General features: G+C 43.7%; 17 protein-coding genes. 9 read left to right on the top strand and 8 right to left on the bottom strand.

All coding sequences use genetic code 11. The features are described from left to right. Positions 1-36: 36 nt before the first annotated feature. From PG901_RS01270 to cysE, 4 genes are all read left to right on the top strand, one after another. Positions 37-414: an Hpt domain-containing protein gene (locus PG901_RS01270; protein ID WP_271133188.1), complete on the top strand. Its 378-nt coding sequence runs from the start codon at positions 37-39 to the stop codon at positions 412-414. After that, on the top strand, positions 414-1,319 hold the full coding sequence (locus PG901_RS01265) for an RNA methyltransferase (protein ID WP_271133187.1): 906 nt from the start codon (positions 414-416) through the stop codon (positions 1,317-1,319). The genes PG901_RS01270 and PG901_RS01265 overlap by 1 nt, the downstream gene beginning before the upstream one ends. 149 nt (positions 1,320-1,468) lie before the next feature. Then, the gene (locus PG901_RS01260) at positions 1,469-1,912 is read left to right on the top strand and encodes a YtoQ family protein (RefSeq protein WP_271133186.1); all 444 of its coding nucleotides are present in this window, start codon (positions 1,469-1,471) and stop codon (positions 1,910-1,912) included. Positions 1,913-2,073: 161 nt separating this feature from the next. Beyond that, on the top strand, positions 2,074-2,985 hold the full coding sequence (gene cysE / locus PG901_RS01255) for a serine O-acetyltransferase (protein ID WP_271133185.1): 912 nt from the start codon (positions 2,074-2,076) through the stop codon (positions 2,983-2,985). 109 nt (positions 2,986-3,094) lie between these two features. Here the strand turns inward: cysE and PG901_RS01250 are convergent, their stop codons facing one another. Continuing rightward, positions 3,095-3,640 (bottom strand): DUF924 family protein, encoded by a 546-nt coding sequence (locus tag PG901_RS01250; protein ID WP_271133184.1) that lies wholly within the window; start codon positions 3,638-3,640, stop codon positions 3,095-3,097. A 159-nt stretch (positions 3,641-3,799) separates the two neighbouring features. On the opposite strand from PG901_RS01250, the gene PG901_RS01245 reads away from it, so the two are divergent. After that, on the top strand, positions 3,800-4,534 hold the full coding sequence (locus PG901_RS01245) for a glucose 1-dehydrogenase (RefSeq protein WP_271133183.1): 735 nt from the start codon (positions 3,800-3,802) through the stop codon (positions 4,532-4,534). Between the two features lie 104 nt (positions 4,535-4,638). On the opposite strand, the gene PG901_RS01240 is transcribed toward PG901_RS01245, so the two are convergent. The 6 genes from PG901_RS01240 to pheA form a co-directional block, all read right to left on the bottom strand. Continuing rightward, complete coding sequence (locus PG901_RS01240; RefSeq protein WP_271133182.1) at positions 4,639-5,250, bottom strand: 2-amino-4-hydroxy-6-hydroxymethyldihydropteridine diphosphokinase; 612 nt, start codon at positions 5,248-5,250, stop codon at positions 4,639-4,641. Next, positions 5,198-5,608: a dihydroneopterin aldolase gene (folB, locus tag PG901_RS01235; RefSeq protein ID WP_271133181.1), complete on the bottom strand. Its 411-nt coding sequence runs from the start codon at positions 5,606-5,608 to the stop codon at positions 5,198-5,200. Before folB ends, PG901_RS01240 begins: the two co-directional genes overlap by 53 nt. A gap of 82 nt (positions 5,609-5,690) precedes the next feature. After that, positions 5,691-6,653, bottom strand: a complete 963-nt coding sequence (gene rarD / locus PG901_RS01230) for an EamA family transporter RarD (protein WP_271133180.1) — start codon at positions 6,651-6,653, stop codon at positions 5,691-5,693. Positions 6,654-6,982: 329 nt separating this feature from the next. Then, positions 6,983-9,310 (bottom strand): bifunctional prephenate dehydrogenase/3-phosphoshikimate 1-carboxyvinyltransferase, encoded by a 2,328-nt coding sequence (locus tag PG901_RS01225; protein ID WP_271133179.1) that lies wholly within the window; start codon positions 9,308-9,310, stop codon positions 6,983-6,985. A gap of 119 nt (positions 9,311-9,429) precedes the next feature. Then, positions 9,430-10,572: a histidinol-phosphate transaminase gene (gene hisC, locus PG901_RS01220; RefSeq protein ID WP_271133178.1), complete on the bottom strand. Its 1,143-nt coding sequence runs from the start codon at positions 10,570-10,572 to the stop codon at positions 9,430-9,432. Between the two features lie 124 nt (positions 10,573-10,696). Beyond that, positions 10,697-11,878, bottom strand: a complete 1,182-nt coding sequence (gene pheA / locus PG901_RS01215; RefSeq protein ID WP_201563403.1) for a prephenate dehydratase — start codon at positions 11,876-11,878, stop codon at positions 10,697-10,699. A gap of 505 nt (positions 11,879-12,383) precedes the next feature. Between pheA and PG901_RS01210 the strand changes: the two genes are divergently transcribed. Both PG901_RS01210 and PG901_RS01205 read left to right on the top strand, forming a co-directional pair. After that, complete coding sequence (locus PG901_RS01210; protein WP_201628516.1) at positions 12,384-13,325, top strand: transaldolase; 942 nt, start codon at positions 12,384-12,386, stop codon at positions 13,323-13,325. Between the two features lie 154 nt (positions 13,326-13,479). Continuing rightward, a complete protein-coding gene (locus tag PG901_RS01205) occupies positions 13,480-13,974 on the top strand; it encodes a hypothetical protein (protein ID WP_271133177.1) in 495 nt (164 codons plus the stop codon). Positions 13,975-14,060: 86 nt separating this feature from the next. On the opposite strand, the gene PG901_RS01200 is transcribed toward PG901_RS01205, so the two are convergent. Next, positions 14,061-14,630 carry an adenine phosphoribosyltransferase gene (locus PG901_RS01200; RefSeq protein ID WP_271133176.1) on the bottom strand — a complete coding sequence of 190 codons (570 nt, stop codon included), beginning with the start codon at positions 14,628-14,630 and terminating at the stop codon, positions 14,061-14,063. Positions 14,631-14,972: 342 nt separating this feature from the next. On the opposite strand from PG901_RS01200, the gene PG901_RS01195 reads away from it, so the two are divergent. Next, entirely contained in the window at positions 14,973-15,137 is a 165-nt protein-coding gene (locus PG901_RS01195) for a rubredoxin (RefSeq protein ID WP_183618001.1), read from the top strand. Positions 15,138-15,165: 28 nt separating this feature from the next. Next, positions 15,166-16,212 carry an alpha/beta fold hydrolase gene (locus PG901_RS01190; RefSeq protein WP_271133175.1) on the top strand — a complete coding sequence of 349 codons (1,047 nt, stop codon included), beginning with the start codon at positions 15,166-15,168 and terminating at the stop codon, positions 16,210-16,212. Positions 16,213-16,308: the final 96 nt, after the last annotated feature.

Genomic DNA, 16,308 nt, shown 5'->3' with positions numbered 1-16,308 from the left:
AATTGCTGTAACTTTTACTTTATTGGACACATGATCATGACTGAAAACCCAAATAATAATATGAATGCTCAACTTAATGAAATTATCAATGACGAGCAGTTTGATGACATGCGGGACTTGTTGGAAGAAGACTTTGTTGACTTGATACAAGTGTATTTTACCGACAGTCAGCAGCGCATCGCTGACTTAAGAAGCGCGCAGCAAAAAGACGACAACGCCAATGGCTATGAAATTGCTCATGCGTTAAAAGGCGCCAGTGCCAATTTGGGCGCAACCCAATTGATGCATCTTAGTGGGCAGTTGCAAGAGGCTTGCCGCGAGCGTCTTATCAGCGACAAAGCGGAACTTATTGAAGCGGTTGCAGTAGCGTTGCAACATGTTGAGCAAGAAATAAACCAAAGACTGGGGTTGTAATGAATCACGATTCTTCCTCAACCTTAGCAGCCTCAACCGTAAACCATACGGTAAGCGACTATTTGTCTTGTGTGCAAATCGTCATGGTCAATACCACGTTGCCTGCCAATATAGGCTCAGCAGCACGCGCTATGCACACTATGGGTTTATCGCGTTTGACTGTCATTGACCCTAAGTTGCCCATTGATGAAACCAGTGTTTCTCATGCCGCCGGTGGTAGTGATTTATTATCATCAGCGACTATAGCGCCGACGTTAGAATCGGCGATAGCGGATTGCCAGTTGGTATTTGCGGCCAGCAGTCGTAGCCGTCATTTACCGCGCCCTGTGGTGACGCCAACGCAAGCTACCAAAATCATGTTTGATTTTATCGATAAGCAAACTGCTCTCGATGTAGCCGATAATAATGAAAACACTAAATTAAGTGAAAATGCTCAATCTACAAATAAGCCAAATATTGCTATCTTATTTGGGCGTGAAGACCGCGGATTGACCAATGAAGAATTGGCTTACGCTGATTATCATATTCAAATTGATGCCAATCCTGCTTATCCTGTGCTCAACGTTGCCTCTGCCGTGCAAGTGATTGCCAGCTTTATCTTTGCTTATGCACAAACCCATGCCCAAACGACTACCAACAGCCTAGATAATGATAAAGATGCAACGGGTCAGCCAACATTAGACGTTCATCTACGGCAACAATGGGATGAACCCGCCATTAGCCAGCAGCAATTACAGCAGCTGACTCAGCGCACGACTGAATTGATGGTTCAGCGTGGACTGGCCGATAGTGAAAACCTAAAGTCTTTACCGTCGCGCCTATCACGACTGGGCTCACGCTTACAGCTTGATCAAAAAGAATATCAGCTATTAAGCGCTTTAATTGCTAAGCTTGCAAAAGATTAAAGCTTCTAATGCGCAATGTTTAGGGTGTTGAGCTTTTGGTATTGGCAGCAGTAGCTTTACTGTTTTGTAAGTTCTACTGTTTTGTAAGTTCTACTGTTTTGTAAGTACTATGATTTAATAGTGAATTTAATAATAAAAAGGAGTGAACAATGAATTGGACGGTTTATTTATCTGGAGAAATACACAGCGACTGGCGACAAAAAATTATGCAAGGCGCGAAAGAGCATGGCCTTGATATTACCTTTACCTCAGCCGTGACTAACCATGAAGCCAGCGACGCGGCTGGTGATGTATTGGGCAAAAATGACAATGGATTCTGGCGTTACCATCAGTCATCAAAGGTTAATGCGATTCGTACCAAAAATATGATTCAAAAATGTGATATCGCTATCATTCGCTTTGGCGATAAATACAAACAATGGAACGCCGCATTTGATGCCGGCTACTGCGCCGCTTTGGGCAAGCCTTATATTACCTTGCATGCTGAAGATATTATTCATCCGCTAAAAGAAGTTGATGCGGCAGCAATGGCATGGGCGCAAACGCCTGAACAGGTTGTCGAGCTGTTAAAATATGTGACGAGTGATAATTAATTAGCATATATAGTCCCATAGGATTGTTTGTAGAAAAATCACCACTGATTGGCGTTTTATCTATAAGCAATCTGTTTTAATTTATCACTCATTGCTATATTTTGTACTGCGAAACTGCTATAACTAAAAAGATTGTTATTAAAAATACGATAGGACACCTTATGTCATTGCCAGCCAAATTGTTCAAATCGCTTGCCAGCATCAAAAAAGACCTAAAAGAAGATATCGATGCGGTATTCAACCGTGACCCAGCGGCACGGAATAGTCTGGAAGTCATCCTGACCTATCCTGGCATCCATGCGCTTGTCTTACATCGTGGCGCCCATTATCTTTGGAATCATGAACAAAAACTGGCGGCGCGCGTTATCTCTTATGGCTCACGCATCGTTACTGGTATCGAGATTCATCCTGCTGCTAAAATCGGTAGGCGCTTCTTTATTGACCACGGCGTCGGGGTTGTCATTGGCGAAACGGCAGAGATTGGTAATGATGTCACTCTATATCATGGTGTGACCCTTGGCGGCGTTTCGTGGAATAATGGCAAACGCCATCCAACGCTAGAAGATGGCGTGACAGTCGGTGCGGGTGCCAAAGTATTAGGGCCATTTACCGTCGGTAAAAACGCTAAAATCGGCTCAAATGCGGTGGTGGTCAAACCTGTGCCAGCAGGTGCGACGATGGTCGGTAGCGCGGCACGTATGATTTCAGACAATCACGATGAAAAGGGCAATCCCATCGCGACCAAAGTCCAAGATGCCAAACAGCAAGAAAAAGTCGCGCAAGCTGGCAGTACTGACAAAGATAAAGTAAAAGACACAGTATCGAATACCAAACGAACCACGACCTTTCAAGCCTATGGTATTGACCCTATCTCTCAAGACCCTGTCGCAGAAGCCTTTGCTAAAATGCTTGAACATATTCAGCAATCAGAAAACCGCCTAGATCAATTGCAAAGTGCGATGTGCAAAATCGATCCTAATTTTTGCAAAAAGGAATACGACAAGCTGTGCTTAGAGGATTTAGATGTGATTGGCCGGTCTGATATGGATGCAGCAGGCGCTGAGCAGAAGTAAGCTGCTAGCTATCTTAGATACTAAATAAAAAGAGGCCAAACAGCCTCTTTTTTTATGTTAACCGATTGATAAATAGCGTTTTATCTATTAGCTATTAAACAGATAATATTTATAAGAATGACGAGTCAGGCTGCGTCAAAAACTCTATTTCTTCGCCACTTGAAACCCGTCCTAAAATGTCATTACGATGCGGATAACGACCAAATCGATCGATAATGACTTTATGTTTCATCTCAGCCTCTACTGTTTGCGCATTGGTATATTGCTCAAACAGGGTGACTGCTCGTTGATGAATCAGTTTTGACTCACTGTGCATATACGGCATAAGTATAAACTTACGCGCCTCTACAGTTTCAAGTATTTCTAATGCGCCAGCAGTAACCGCTTCTTGAGCGAGCGCCAATGCCATACTATCTTGAGCAAAGGCCGCTGGCGTATCACGATAAATATTTCGCGAGAACTGGTCTAATACAATAATTTCAGCCAACCTACCCTCAACACTACATCGCCATTCATATAACTCTGACGCCGCTGCTTGCTCGAGCAATTCACTGTATCGCTCGATTAATAACTTATCAAAATCTGCGTCTTTTTCAAAAAACTGTTGGCTACCGACCTCTTTAAAACAAAAATCTAATATGGCTTTATACATCATTTTCTCAAACTCATTATCTGAAGGTATTATTTACAGGCTAAATTTAAAATTATTGTCTAAAAATATCGCATATTCGCTTATGGTTTCATATCCACTAATGAATATTCAGCCATCATGGCTTATACTTTTCATTATCCATAAATAAAAATAGGAAATATCATGGCTCGTTTACAAGACAAAGTTATCATTATCACAGGCGCGGCTCAAGGGATGGGCGAAACTCATGCGCGTTTATGTATGGAAGAAGGTGCTAAAGTGGTATTGACCGACATCAATAGTGAAAAAGGCGATGCATTGGCAAAAGAGCTTGGCGATAATACCCTCTTTATCAAGCATGATGTCACCAATGAAGACGATTGGGCAAAAGTCGTTAAAGCAACCCAAGAAAAATTTGGTCAAATCGATGTCTTAGTTAATAATGCAGGTATCACTACGCACAAATCTATCTTAGATACTTCAGTGGACGACTACCGCAAGATTCTAGAGATTAACCAAGTGTCGGTCTTTTTAGGCATGAAAGCGGTTATTCCAACGATGAAAGCAGCCAAAAAAGGCTCTATCATCAATATCTCATCGATTAATGGCTTAGTTGGCGGCGCTATCGGTTATACCGATTCTAAATTTGCAGTACGCGGTATGACCAAAGCGGCAGCACTAGAGTGTGCGCCCCACGGCATTCGCGTGAACTCCATTCATCCAGGCGTCATCGCCACACCAATGATTATGCAAGGCGATACCAAAGATGCAGTTGAAGCTTTTGCCAAAACCATTCCAATGAGACGTGTGGCGCAGCCCGAAGAAGTCAGCGGTATGGTGCTATTCTTAGCGTCAGATGATTCAAGCTACTCAACCGGCTCAGAGTTTATCATTGATGGTGGCTTAACCGCGCAATAATAATTTTTGCGCTGAACCATGTAAATTTGATAAAAGCTGGGCATTTTGCCCAGCTTTTATTTTGAGGCAATTGAAGAAAAACATTATCCTTTAATAAACCCTTCTTAACTTTTTGAATAACTATTTAAAACTAACTCCTCAATCCCTGCTCTTTCATGGGCCTTAAATGGATATCTATCCGCCATTATTATCCATTGCTTTGAGTTTTCGACTATTTTTTTAGATGCTATATTTTTGCTTAGGCTATTTTGTTTATCATCTAATCTTATTAATAAAATATCGATATCCATAGTGACTATTTTCATAGGATTTTTTATTGACTCAGAGGAACGCTGTCTACCGCAATCGCTTTCAAATTTTTTAAAGGTCTGCTGCAACTGTTGCAAGGTCATAGCAGATGTAAGGGTTAGATAAACACACTGATTGGTATAATCAGGTTTTGGTAGCTCAGGTGTCGCCGTAAAATCAGGGTTTTGAAACGCTGTTGATAGCTGTATCTCGCCTAAAACGGCTAATTTCTCTCGAATGAGCGATAAGTATTTTTCTGCTTGATAGTTACTACCCAAAGCCAATAGCACCGCCGTCACAGAATGCGTTTGCAGCTGTTCAGGCACGCACTTTTTTAAGTCATCAAGATTCAAATTAGCCAGATTTTTATGCATCTTACGCATCATCGCCTTTGCTTGCAGTTGGCTTGTCAGCACCAGCTTTGGCATAACGGGTGATTTGCACCCCAACTGCATCAGCCTGCTGAATAGCAGTCGGCTTGGCAACGCTTAATGTAATTTTATGACAGGTGTATTTTTCGAGCAGCTTATCAGCAATTTGCCCAACCAAATGCTCCAGCAACTGTGCCTTAATTGCTTGACACCATTCGCTCACATCATCGCAGACTGCTTTGTAATTGAGCGCATCATGGACATCGTCTGAAACAGCAGCTTTACTAATATCTGTTTCAAGCGCTATATCAATTAGGAGCGGCTGCGTAATGGCGCGCTCCCACGCGTAAACACCGATAACTGCTTCTACTGTTAAGCCTTTGACAAATACCACATCAGATTCGGTATGAAACATGCACTCATCCTTATTTATTAATTTTTGACTGAGCTTTTTAATTTAAGTCTTTAGCCCAAAATTTTATTTACTTTGTTGCTTTTTACTTACTCTGCTGCAACGCTTCTTCACGCAACCGCTCGGCCTTTAGCGCCTTACTAGGGCGATGGCGCCACAAGTCAATGCTGAATAATAACAACCCGAGCCAAATCAAACCAAAGACGGCTAAACGGTTTAAGTCAAAAGGCTCTTTATAATAAAATACCGCCAAGAAGAAAATAAAGGTCGGCGTCAGATAGTTCATAAAGCTTAAAATACTATAAGCAACCAGTTTAGTCGATCTATTAAATAGTAATAAGGGTATCAGCGTAATCGGACCAGCCAGCATCAACAACCAGATGTTTGGCGTAAACCAAAAGCTCAGCTGGCTACTGACCACATCCGCTTGCCAAAACCACCAAATAAAGATGGGTACCAGCATCGTTGTTTCAACAAACATTGCATCGACCGCGGTCAATGGCGTTTGGCGCTGAATGGTGCCATAAGTACTGAAGCTAAAGGCAAGAATGAGCGATAACCATGGCAGACTACCCAACATGACTACCTGAATGACCACAGACAATAGTGCAAATCCAATCGCGACCCATTGCAAAGGTCGCAGACGCTCTTTGAATAAAATCATCGATAGCGCCACCCCAACTAATGGCCCGATAAAATATCCTAAGCTCGCCTCAAGGATTTGATCGTGGTTGACCGCCCATACGTAAGTGAGCCAGTTGGTGGCGATAATAATACCTGATAAAAACGTCAACGCTATCCACTTTGGATTTTGCTTTAAAGTATCTATCCACTGCCAGCGCTTGGTCACGACCACGACGATGAGCAAACAGGCAAACGTCCAAACAATACGATGACCGATGATTTCTGTCGCGTTATAAGCGGCTAATTGTTTAAAATATAACGGAAATGCGCCCCATATACAAAAAGCAATCAGCGCAGTGACGATACCACTTCGTGTGGTTTTAATGGGAACGACTGGTTTTTTGACAACATTTTGAGTAGTCATAAGGCAAGACAACTTAAATTAGAGCAAAGCGCGACCTCACCTAATGTTTATCAATGATGAAAACTTAGCGGTAAGAGCGCAGGGTTACTACATATAGGGTAGAAAGTAAAAAGCAATGCGTTAATACCATTTAAGTATCAACACATTGCTCACGACAACAACGTTAAAAAATAACTTTAAAACGACTTTTACATTAAGGTTTACAAGTAACCTTTTAGATTTTATTGAATCCTGAAAGACAGCACTTTAAGATTCAATACTTCAAAAACCAAAATTCAAAAACCTATACTTTAAAAGCAAATAATAAGGCTTACTATTTTAATATGGCATTAAGCTGCACCATTATCCACTTTAATAGACATACCAATTTGATTAGCAAGCTCAGCAAATCCTGGGAAACTGGTATTGACGGTTTCAACACCTTCAATGGTAATTTGCTTAGAAGCACGTAAGCTTGCAACCGCAAAGCTCATGGCAATACGATGATCATGATGCGAGATGATATGTCCGCCGCCAAAGACTGGCTGGCTGTTATTCACTTCATTAACATCAGCATTACTGCCCTTACCTTCAATAATCAGCCCGTCTTCAGTCACCGTACAATCAATGCCTAGGGTTTGTAGACCATCTGCCATGACAGCAATACGATCCGACTCTTTCACCCGCAATTCTTTTGCACCGGTTAACACCGTGCGACCTTGGGCACAGCTAGCAGCAATGAACAATACTGGGAATTCATCAATCGCTAATGGTACTAAATATTCTGGAATTTCGATACCGACTAAGTTTGAACTACGAATAGTGATATCAGCGACTGGCTCACCACCGACATGGGTCTCATTGCTTAGACTAATATCAGCATTCATCAGTTTTAAGATATCGATGATACCGGTACGCGTCGGATTAATACCGACTTGCGTGAGGGTCAACTCGCTACCCTGACTGATAGCCGCAGCGACCATAAAGAATGCCGCTGAAGAGATATCAGCAGGCACAGCAATATCACCACCTGTGAGCGTGCCGCCACCTTCGACGCTGACGCGATTGCCATCAACAGTCACAGGATAACCAAAGGCTGATAGCATACGCTCGGTATGGTCACGGCTAACTTCCGGTTGAATGACAGTCGTGGTGCCTTTTGCCCAAAGCCCAGCCAGCAATAAGCAAGACTTGACCTGTGCAGACGCGACCGGCATATCATATTCCATACCTTGGAGAGGCTCACCAACATTCGCACGACCCGTAATACTCAGTGGCGCAGTACCATTATGACCGGTACTTTGAATCACTGCACCCATCTCACGTAACGGCGCGGCCACACGTTCCATCGGGCGCTTGTTTAGACTGGTATCGCCGGTTAATACACTATCAAATGACTGCGCCGCTAAGATACCAGCTAACAGGCGCATACTAGTGCCTGAGTTACCCATATACAGCGGTGTCTTGCTTGGCTTTAAACCATTCATACCAACGCCATGGATGGTCAACTTACCTTTATCAGGACCTTCAATGCTCACACCCATATCACGAAATGCTTGCAAGGTAGCAAGCGCATCTTCCCCTTCCAAAAATCCAGTAACGTTGGTGACACCTGTCGCAAGGCTACCAAGCATAATACTGCGATGCGAGATCGACTTATCACCAGGAATGGTAATGGTGCCAGAAACGGTATTGCTAGGGGTAATATTATAAGAAGCTGACATGGCAGAAGTATCCGTATAAGGGGTGCTGGCTAACATATGGCCAAAATGTCGCCGTGCGGCTTGCGCGCGGCCCAAAAGTCCCATCAGGGCGGTTGAATCTTTATCAATAATAAGCTGACGCATGGTCTGTAGATAGACGCCATACTCATCAAGGGCGCTCACAATCGCGCTTTGATTGGCAAAAAATATATCATGCCACATTTTAGGGTCGCTGGCAGCAATGCGGCTAAAGTCGCGGAAGCCGCCCGCTGCATAACGAAACATATCTAAATTATCATCATGACTTGCCAGCTGCTCAACCAAATTAAACGCGAGCAAATGCGGTAAATGACTGGTATGCGCCAATATCGCATCATGATGATCAGCTGCCATCGGCATGACAGTCGCACCTACCGCTTCCCATAACTGCCGTAGCTTAGCAATGGCGTTATCATTGGTCGTTGGTAGCTCGCAGATAATGACGCTATGATTGACAAATAAAGTGGCACGCCTGGCATGATACCCTGAATTTTCAGCACCAGCAATCGGATGCGCGGGTACAAAGCCCGTTGGTAATGAGGTAAAGACCGCTTTTGCCGCCTCAATGATATTAACCTTGGTACTACAGACGTCGGTTATCATGCAATCAGTAGCAAGCTGTCCGTTATCCATCGCGGTTTTGATATCAACAAACACGGCCTCTACCGCTTGCACTGGCACGGCGATGACAATTAGGTCACTGCCTGATACCACTTCACTTAAGACGGCACTACCCGCCTCTAGCAAACCTTGCTGAATGGCTTCGTCGATGCTCGGTGCATGTCTATCAACCGCCACCAAGCGCTCACTTAAACCATTGTCTTTGATGGCTTGGGCAAGACTTGCACCAATAAGCCCGAGACCAATGACACAAACTTGCTTAAATAACGGCGGCTGAGTATGGATATTGCTAATATTATTTTTCTGGCGACTCACGGCGTTTCTCTTTCAACAAACCAACATCAGTAAGCGTAAAGCAAGCTGATATTAGCGTCATAAAATTGAATAATTAATTGAATCAGTTGCTTATTAAACGAAAGATAGCTGAGTTTTTATCAGTCATCAGTCAAGATTGAACGTAGGGTATCAATCAGGCGCATATTATCTTCTGCAACCCCTACCGTGATACGTAGCCAGTTAGGCAAGCCATAACTCTCTAGTGGACGGACTATCACGCCCTGCTCCAGCAATGCTTGATGAATAGAAGCAGCGGTTATATCCTCCATCTCAACTTCTATTTCAACCATAATAAAGTTGGCATGCGACTTGATAAACCCTAACCCTAGTGCGTCAAACTGCTTTTCTAACCAGCGCATTTGCTCTTGGTTATTGAGCCTCGATTTTTTAATAAAATCTTGGTCAGCAAGCGCGGCGGCGGCAGCGGCGAGTGCCACCCTACTGACATTAAATGGCTGACGAATGCGATTGAGTAAATCTGCGACCGGCACTGAGCTAAGCGCATAACCAACACGTAAACCCGCCAGTCCATAAGCTTTTGAAAAAGTACGTACAATAATCACGTTATCAAATTCATCGAGCAGCGACCTATTGTTACTCTCAGGGCTATATTCGATATAAGCTTCATCTAACACGACCAATACCGAGCTTGGCACACTAGCGACAAACGCACGTAGCTCTTCATGCGCAAGCTGGGTGCCGGTTGGATTATTAGGATTGGCGATAAACACCATCTTGGTATTAGGATTGTCCGCTACCGCCTGACTCATCGCCTTTAAATCATGACCAAAGCGACTGGCAGGTACTTCTATGCCTGTCGCTCCTTGCATTTTGGCCAGCATCGGATAAATGATAAAGGCGTATTGGCTATAAATGATGGCATCATCACTACCGGCAAAACTACTCGCTAGAATATATAGTAAATCACTAGAACCATTACCCAAGGTAATTTGCTCGACACTGACATCATTAACATCAGCAAGCGCTTGCTTGAGATAATAACCATTGCCATCAGGGTAACGTGCCAACTCACCCAATTGCTCGGTAATCGCGAGCGTAACGTGCGGTGAGCAGCCCAGCGGATTCTCATTACTGGCAAGCTTTACCACGTCTGAGACGCCATATTCACGCGTCAACTCCTCAACCGGCTTTCCCGTTTGATAAGGCGCCAGCTCTAAAATACTGTCATAAGCAGGCATTAGCGGTGATAAATTTGACTCTGTCGAATGAGATGACTGCATGATTTATCCTTAAAGGTGATAACGCATTTGCTGCTGGTTAATACCTGTTTAGTAATATCTACTTGTTAATATCTGCTTATTAAGCATTGCTAGCGGTTTGATAAATACTTTAACTAAGCCAGCTTTATAGCACGGCTTTTGGATAAGAACCTAGAATACGCAAATCTTTGACCAATGGTCGGATATCAGCAATCGCTGCACTCACATTTGCGTCTTCAATGTGTCCATCCATATCGATAAAGAACACGTAAGCCCATTTATTCGGACGTTCAGGGCGGGTCTCGATACTGGTCATCGACACGCCATGATAAGACAAAGGCTTTAAGATTTCGATCAGGGCGCCTGCTTTATCATGCGCTGAAACCATAATTGAGGTTTTATCGTGTCCTGATGGCGCAATTGCTTCATGACCGATAATTAAGAAACGCGTGGTATTGCTTGGATTGTCTTCGATGTTTGAGTAAAGCTTATGTAAATCGTACTCTGCAGCAGCCACATCACCGGCAATCGCCGCTGAATGCCATTCATTTTTGAGACGACGGGCTGCTTCGCCATTACTTGATACTGCCACGCGCTCGACATTTGGATAATTAACATCAAGCCAATGACGGCACTGCGCCAATGACTGCTGATGCGAGTAGATACGGCTTAAGCCATCTATCTTGGTATGTTCAGCGACCAAAAAGTTTTGATGAATGGGCAACTCAACTTCACCGATTATCTTTAACGTAGAAGATAAGAAACCATCTAAGGTATGGTTAACCACGCCCTCTGATGAGTTTTCAACTGGTACCACACCATACATCGCCGTGCCCGCTTCGACTTCGCGAAAGACGTCAGTAATGGTATTTAGTGGCACAGTATCAGCAGCTTTACCAAAGTGCTTTAATGCTGCAGCATGGGTAAAAGTACCAACAGGGCCTAAGAAAGCAATACGTTGCGGCGCTTCTAAGTCGAGGCAGACCGACATGATTTCACGGAATAAGCGTGCCATTTTTTCATCGGCAATAGGTCCAGTATTACGCTCCATTACCGCTTTTAAGACTTGCGCTTCACGCTCAGGACGATAAAAAATAGGATTGGTCTTTTCAGCATCAGGACTATTGGCAACGTGGTTTTTCTTCACGGTCGCCACTTGCTGAGCCAGTTTGGCACGATTGTTAATCAGCGTCTGAATTTCGCAGTCTACCGCATCAATACTTTGGCGCAATGTGTTTAAAAACGCTTTATCAGTTGCAGCCTCGCTGACGCTTGCAGGGGTTTGGTTTATCTTGTCTACATTTTGCTCTGGTGACTGCTCACTCATTACCGCCCATCCTTTTTCTAATGTTATTACTAAAGTTTATAACTGTTATCTGTTAGCTATGACTGTCTGTGCAATATGCTTGTTTTAATAATAAATGCTTACTTACTTTTGATGTTTCGCGCGCGCCAAACAGCGGATCGGCTCTACTATAGCAAAAACTATCGACAGTGCCCATTCGTAAATGCGCGTAAACGGTCAATTTGCTATAAATCTTAGCACAGTTATACCCTATAACGACTAAGCTCTGTGAAACTATCAGGCTACAGACGCTTAAATCTATGATACAGTTTAAAGGCTCTTATTAAAGGCGCATAGTTTTAACAACGCATAAGCTTAATAGGTTTAAGTTCAAAAAACCGCTAAGACGCTATTGCTAAGCAAAATCCCAAGCAACACCACCATGATAAACCGCTGCATGAATAAAAAAACATCATGGACAACAAACTTAAATAACACCGCTAAATAAGAACATAACAACGTTAATTGACCATACCAAGGATATCTGATGAGCGCATTACAACAGCTTCGCACCATGACCACTATTGTCGCTGATACGGGCGACCTTGCCGCCATTGCGCGCCTAAAACCCATCGATGCCACTACCAATCCCAGTCTCATTACCAAAGCGCTCATTCATCCGGATAATGAAGCCATGCTGTCAGAAACCATGAGTCGCCATCGCGGTGATATCGATGCGGTGATTGATGAGCTGACCATTCAAATTGGCTGTAATATTCTGGCATTGATTGAAGGTCGCGTTTCAACCGAAGTCGATGCACGCTTGTCTTATGATACCCAAGCGACCATTGATAAAGCCTTAAGCTTTATGGAAGCCTATCAAAAAGCAGGTATCGACTCAGAGCGCGTCTTGATTAAGATGGCAGCAACGTGGCAAGGGATTGAGGCCGCACGTTATCTTGAAACCCAGGGTATTCACTGTAATCTGACGTTATTATTCGGTCAGCATCAAGCGATTGCCTGTGCCGACGCTGGGGTGACGCTGATCTCCCCTTTTGTTGGGCGTATTTTAGATTGGCAAAAACGCCAGCAAAACCGCCTAAACGTTCCCGCTTCAGACGATATGGGCGTGCAATCGGTCAAGCTTATTTATCAATATTACAAGCAGCATGGCTATAAAACGCAAGTGATGGGAGCCAGTTTCCGCTCGACTGAGCAAATATTGGCATTGGCAGGTTGTGACCTGTTAACCATCGCGCCCAATCTTATCGATGAGCTGGCAGCGATGGATGTTGAAGTAACGCGCCAGCTATCACCAAGCATGTCAATGGATTTGGCCGACATGACCAAAGTCAGCTTAACGCACGACGAGTTCAGTGCCGCTTATCAACAAGATACGGTCACACAAGACTTATTACCTAAGGGTATCGATGGCTTTATCGGTGCGCGTGATGAGCTTGCGAAAATGCTAGCAGACATGCGTGATTAACAACCAAACTTACTATATGTCCGAGGCCTCTGCCTGCTAATCACGAGTGCTGAGATTGCCACAGCGTGAACCGCTTGTCATAAAAGAAATTTGCCTGCCCCTATTAAGTTGGCTATGATGAGCGACTTTATATAACAAAAAGCAAGGCTCGATTATGAAACGGCTAGCAGTGATATTAGCAGGTAGTACGCTTGCAATGAGTGGCTATGCGGCAAACTGGTTAGAGGTATCAAAAAGTCAGACTGGCTCTATTTTTAGCTTAGATTTGGATTCTATCGAACGCTCAGACATTCATATTATTGACGAAAAAGCAGTCGAAAATATTACCGTCTCGATTCTTAGAACCTATCCTGCACCAAAAACCGTGGTGACAAAGGATAGTAAAGAAAAAGACAGCAAGGAAGGTAAGGACAAACAGACTAAAGAAACCGACATCCATCATAGCGACCAGCAATTACTCATCTCTTGTAAGGACTCTAGCTACTATCGACGCGCTTACGTCAACTACGCTGCTGACGATAAAGTGTTAAAATCTTGGCAATCAGAAAAGCCGATATTGACGACCAAAGACTTTAAGGTGACCAAGCCGAAAACAATTAGTCGCATGCTAGTAGAGCAGGCCTGTAAAAGTTACCAGCAAGATAAGTAACGCAGGTCAAGACAGACTAAATACATGCCATTAAAAAGCGCGCTGAACTATTCAGCGCGCTTTTTATTATGCTAAAAAACTCTTCTCTAAGCTTTTAAAACCGTATAAACCGGCACAGGGAATTCGCCGTGCAAATCAACAAGGTCTAACAATACCAATGCGCCGAGCACGGTGTGCTTAGCAGACTTGCACAGCTCATAAGCAGTCATCAGCGTGCCGCCAGTAGCCAAGATATCATCGACCAATAACACGCGCTCAGGTGGCAAATTATTTTGCATCTCAAGCGTGTCTTTACCATATTCCAAAGCATAAGCTTTATTGGCAACCGGTGGTGGCAATTTGCCAGGTTTACGTAGCAAAATCATACCCTTACCCAAGCGACCTGCGAGCAAACTGGCAAATACAAATCCGCGCGCCTCAACTGCACCCAAGCAATCGACTTCATCAAGCAGACCCGCAGGCAGTACAGCTAGCATCTCATCAATCACAGCATTAATATGACTGCGCAGTAACGGCGTAATATCATAAAAATCAATGCCAACTTTTGGGAAGTCTGGTACTGTGCGAATGATTTGCCAAAATGGATGATCAGTATTGAGTGTCGGCGAGGATTTGGTTGTGGTATTAGCTGATGAAACGTCGGCAGTAGCGCTCATGATAACCCTTTGCGTATAGTACTGGAAGAGGATATGACAGTGATGGTCGATATCTCAATTGGTAAAATTGGTAGCAAGAATTATAGCATAATCGACTTTCTGGCGGAGATAAAACTGGCGAAGTTAGCACTACTAAAACCATTAAGTGGGTACTCTACGACTTGATAAAAGCTGGTTAATCTCAATATACAAGTGTAAACTTAACTATGAAAATTACGGTTATATGATAAACTACGTGCGTTTTTACGGTCTAAATATTGACTATAGTAGTGAATATAAGCCTTAAAAAACACCTAGTAACACTGGTTTTAATAACAGTGACAATAATCGATAGGACTATTTATGAAACGTTATGAATGTATTGTCTGCGGCTGGATATATGACGAAGAGCTCGGCTGTCCTGAAGAAGGCATCGCGCCTGGCACTAAATGGGAAGATATCCCTGATGATTGGATTTGCCCAGAATGCGGCGTTGGCAAGCTTGATTTTGAGATGCTCGAACTTTAAGCCAATGACCGTTTAAATAGGATACTTCATGACACAATCAAACCCCATCAATAGTGCGCCTAGGATTTTAGAAGCGCCTGAGATTTCAGAGGAAAATGGCAATTACCCAACCCCTGAATGGCAGCAATTTGGCGACCATAATTGGCGTGCATCCGACTTAAGCGAGCATCTTCATCAAGCAATGATAGATATTGGTGACGGTATCGAGCTGTGCGTTGAGGCGGGTGGTAATCCAAACAATCCGCCGCTACTCATGATTATGGGACTTGGCTCACAAATGATATTTTGGCCAAATAACTTTATGAAGCGCCTTATCGATGCCGGTTTTTTTGTGATTCGTTTTGACAACCGTGATATCGGCTTGTCGTCCAAAGTACAGATTGATGGTTTGCCACGTATCAGTCAGTTAAAAATGATGATGCGCCTGCAAACAGGTCTGTCGAATAAAGGCGCGCAGGTTGCTTATAACTTAACCGATATGGCGGAAGATACGGCGCGTTTAATCAAAGCCTTGCACCTGAGTAAAACGCATCTGCTTGGCGCTTCTATGGGCGGTATGATTGCTCAAATCGTCGCCGCGCGTTATCCAAGTCTAGTACAGCGCATGGCATTAATGTTTACCACCACCAATCGCGCCTTTTTAAAACCGCCTAAGCCGAAGCAGTTATATACCCTCATCAATCGCCCTGAGAGCCATTCTGAGCGTGATATTGTGCGTCATAGCGTCTGGTTTATGAAGACTGTCGGCACGCCAGGACACGTTAATGTGCGTATGGTACGTGACATCGCTAAGATACGTTATCAGCGTAATTTTCATCCACTCGGTACTGTACAACAGCTAAATGCTATTTTAGCCTCAGGCTCGATTAGCAAATATAGCAAGCAAGTTAAAGCGCCGACGATTGTGCTGCATGGTAGCGCAGATGGGCTGTTACCCGCCTCGCAAGGACGAGTGGTTGCAAAGACCATTCCCAATGCAAAATTCCATTTAATCGAAGGTATGGCGCACGATATTCCAGAATACTATCAGCCTTATATGGTCGATTTGATTAGCAATCATCTGTTAGAAAAGTAATGTTTTAAGCTTAAAACCCTTAATTAACAAACCATAAAAAAGAGTGTCAGAGCGCTAGATTATCCATGCTCTGACACTCTTTTTTTTACCTGCAAA

The organism is Psychrobacter sp. ANT_H3, assembly GCF_027919975.1.
GTDB lineage: Bacteria > Pseudomonadota > Gammaproteobacteria > Pseudomonadales > Moraxellaceae > Psychrobacter > Psychrobacter maritimus.
This window is presented reverse-complemented; position numbering and strand designations above follow the sequence as displayed.

Bases quoted from the DNA above. Each gene is read 5' to 3' on its own strand.
- PG901_RS01270 (WP_271133188.1), top strand. From the start codon at position 37: ATGACTGAAAACCCAAATAATAATATGAATGCTCAACTTAATGAAATT.
- PG901_RS01265 (WP_271133187.1), top strand. From the start codon at position 414: ATGAATCACGATTCTTCCTCAACCTTAGCAGCCTCAACCGTAAACCAT.
- PG901_RS01260 (WP_271133186.1), top strand. From the start codon at position 1,469: ATGAATTGGACGGTTTATTTATCTGGAGAAATACACAGCGACTGGCGA.
- cysE (WP_271133185.1), top strand. From the start codon at position 2,074: ATGTCATTGCCAGCCAAATTGTTCAAATCGCTTGCCAGCATCAAAAAA.
- PG901_RS01250 (WP_271133184.1), bottom strand. From the start codon at position 3,640: ATGATGTATAAAGCCATATTAGATTTTTGTTTTAAAGAGGTCGGTAGC.
- PG901_RS01245 (WP_271133183.1), top strand. From the start codon at position 3,800: ATGGCTCGTTTACAAGACAAAGTTATCATTATCACAGGCGCGGCTCAA.
- PG901_RS01240 (WP_271133182.1), bottom strand. From the start codon at position 5,250: ATGCCAAAGCTGGTGCTGACAAGCCAACTGCAAGCAAAGGCGATGATG.
- folB (WP_271133181.1), bottom strand. From the start codon at position 5,608: ATGTTTCATACCGAATCTGATGTGGTATTTGTCAAAGGCTTAACAGTA.
- rarD (WP_271133180.1), bottom strand. From the start codon at position 6,653: ATGACTACTCAAAATGTTGTCAAAAAACCAGTCGTTCCCATTAAAACC.
- hisC (WP_271133178.1), bottom strand. From the start codon at position 10,572: ATGCAGTCATCTCATTCGACAGAGTCAAATTTATCACCGCTAATGCCT.
- pheA (WP_201563403.1), bottom strand. From the start codon at position 11,878: ATGAGTGAGCAGTCACCAGAGCAAAATGTAGACAAGATAAACCAAACC.
- PG901_RS01210 (WP_201628516.1), top strand. From the start codon at position 12,384: ATGAGCGCATTACAACAGCTTCGCACCATGACCACTATTGTCGCTGAT.
- PG901_RS01205 (WP_271133177.1), top strand. From the start codon at position 13,480: ATGAAACGGCTAGCAGTGATATTAGCAGGTAGTACGCTTGCAATGAGT.
- PG901_RS01200 (WP_271133176.1), bottom strand. From the start codon at position 14,630: ATGAGCGCTACTGCCGACGTTTCATCAGCTAATACCACAACCAAATCC.
- PG901_RS01195 (WP_183618001.1), top strand. From the start codon at position 14,973: ATGAAACGTTATGAATGTATTGTCTGCGGCTGGATATATGACGAAGAG.
- PG901_RS01190 (WP_271133175.1), top strand. From the start codon at position 15,166: ATGACACAATCAAACCCCATCAATAGTGCGCCTAGGATTTTAGAAGCG.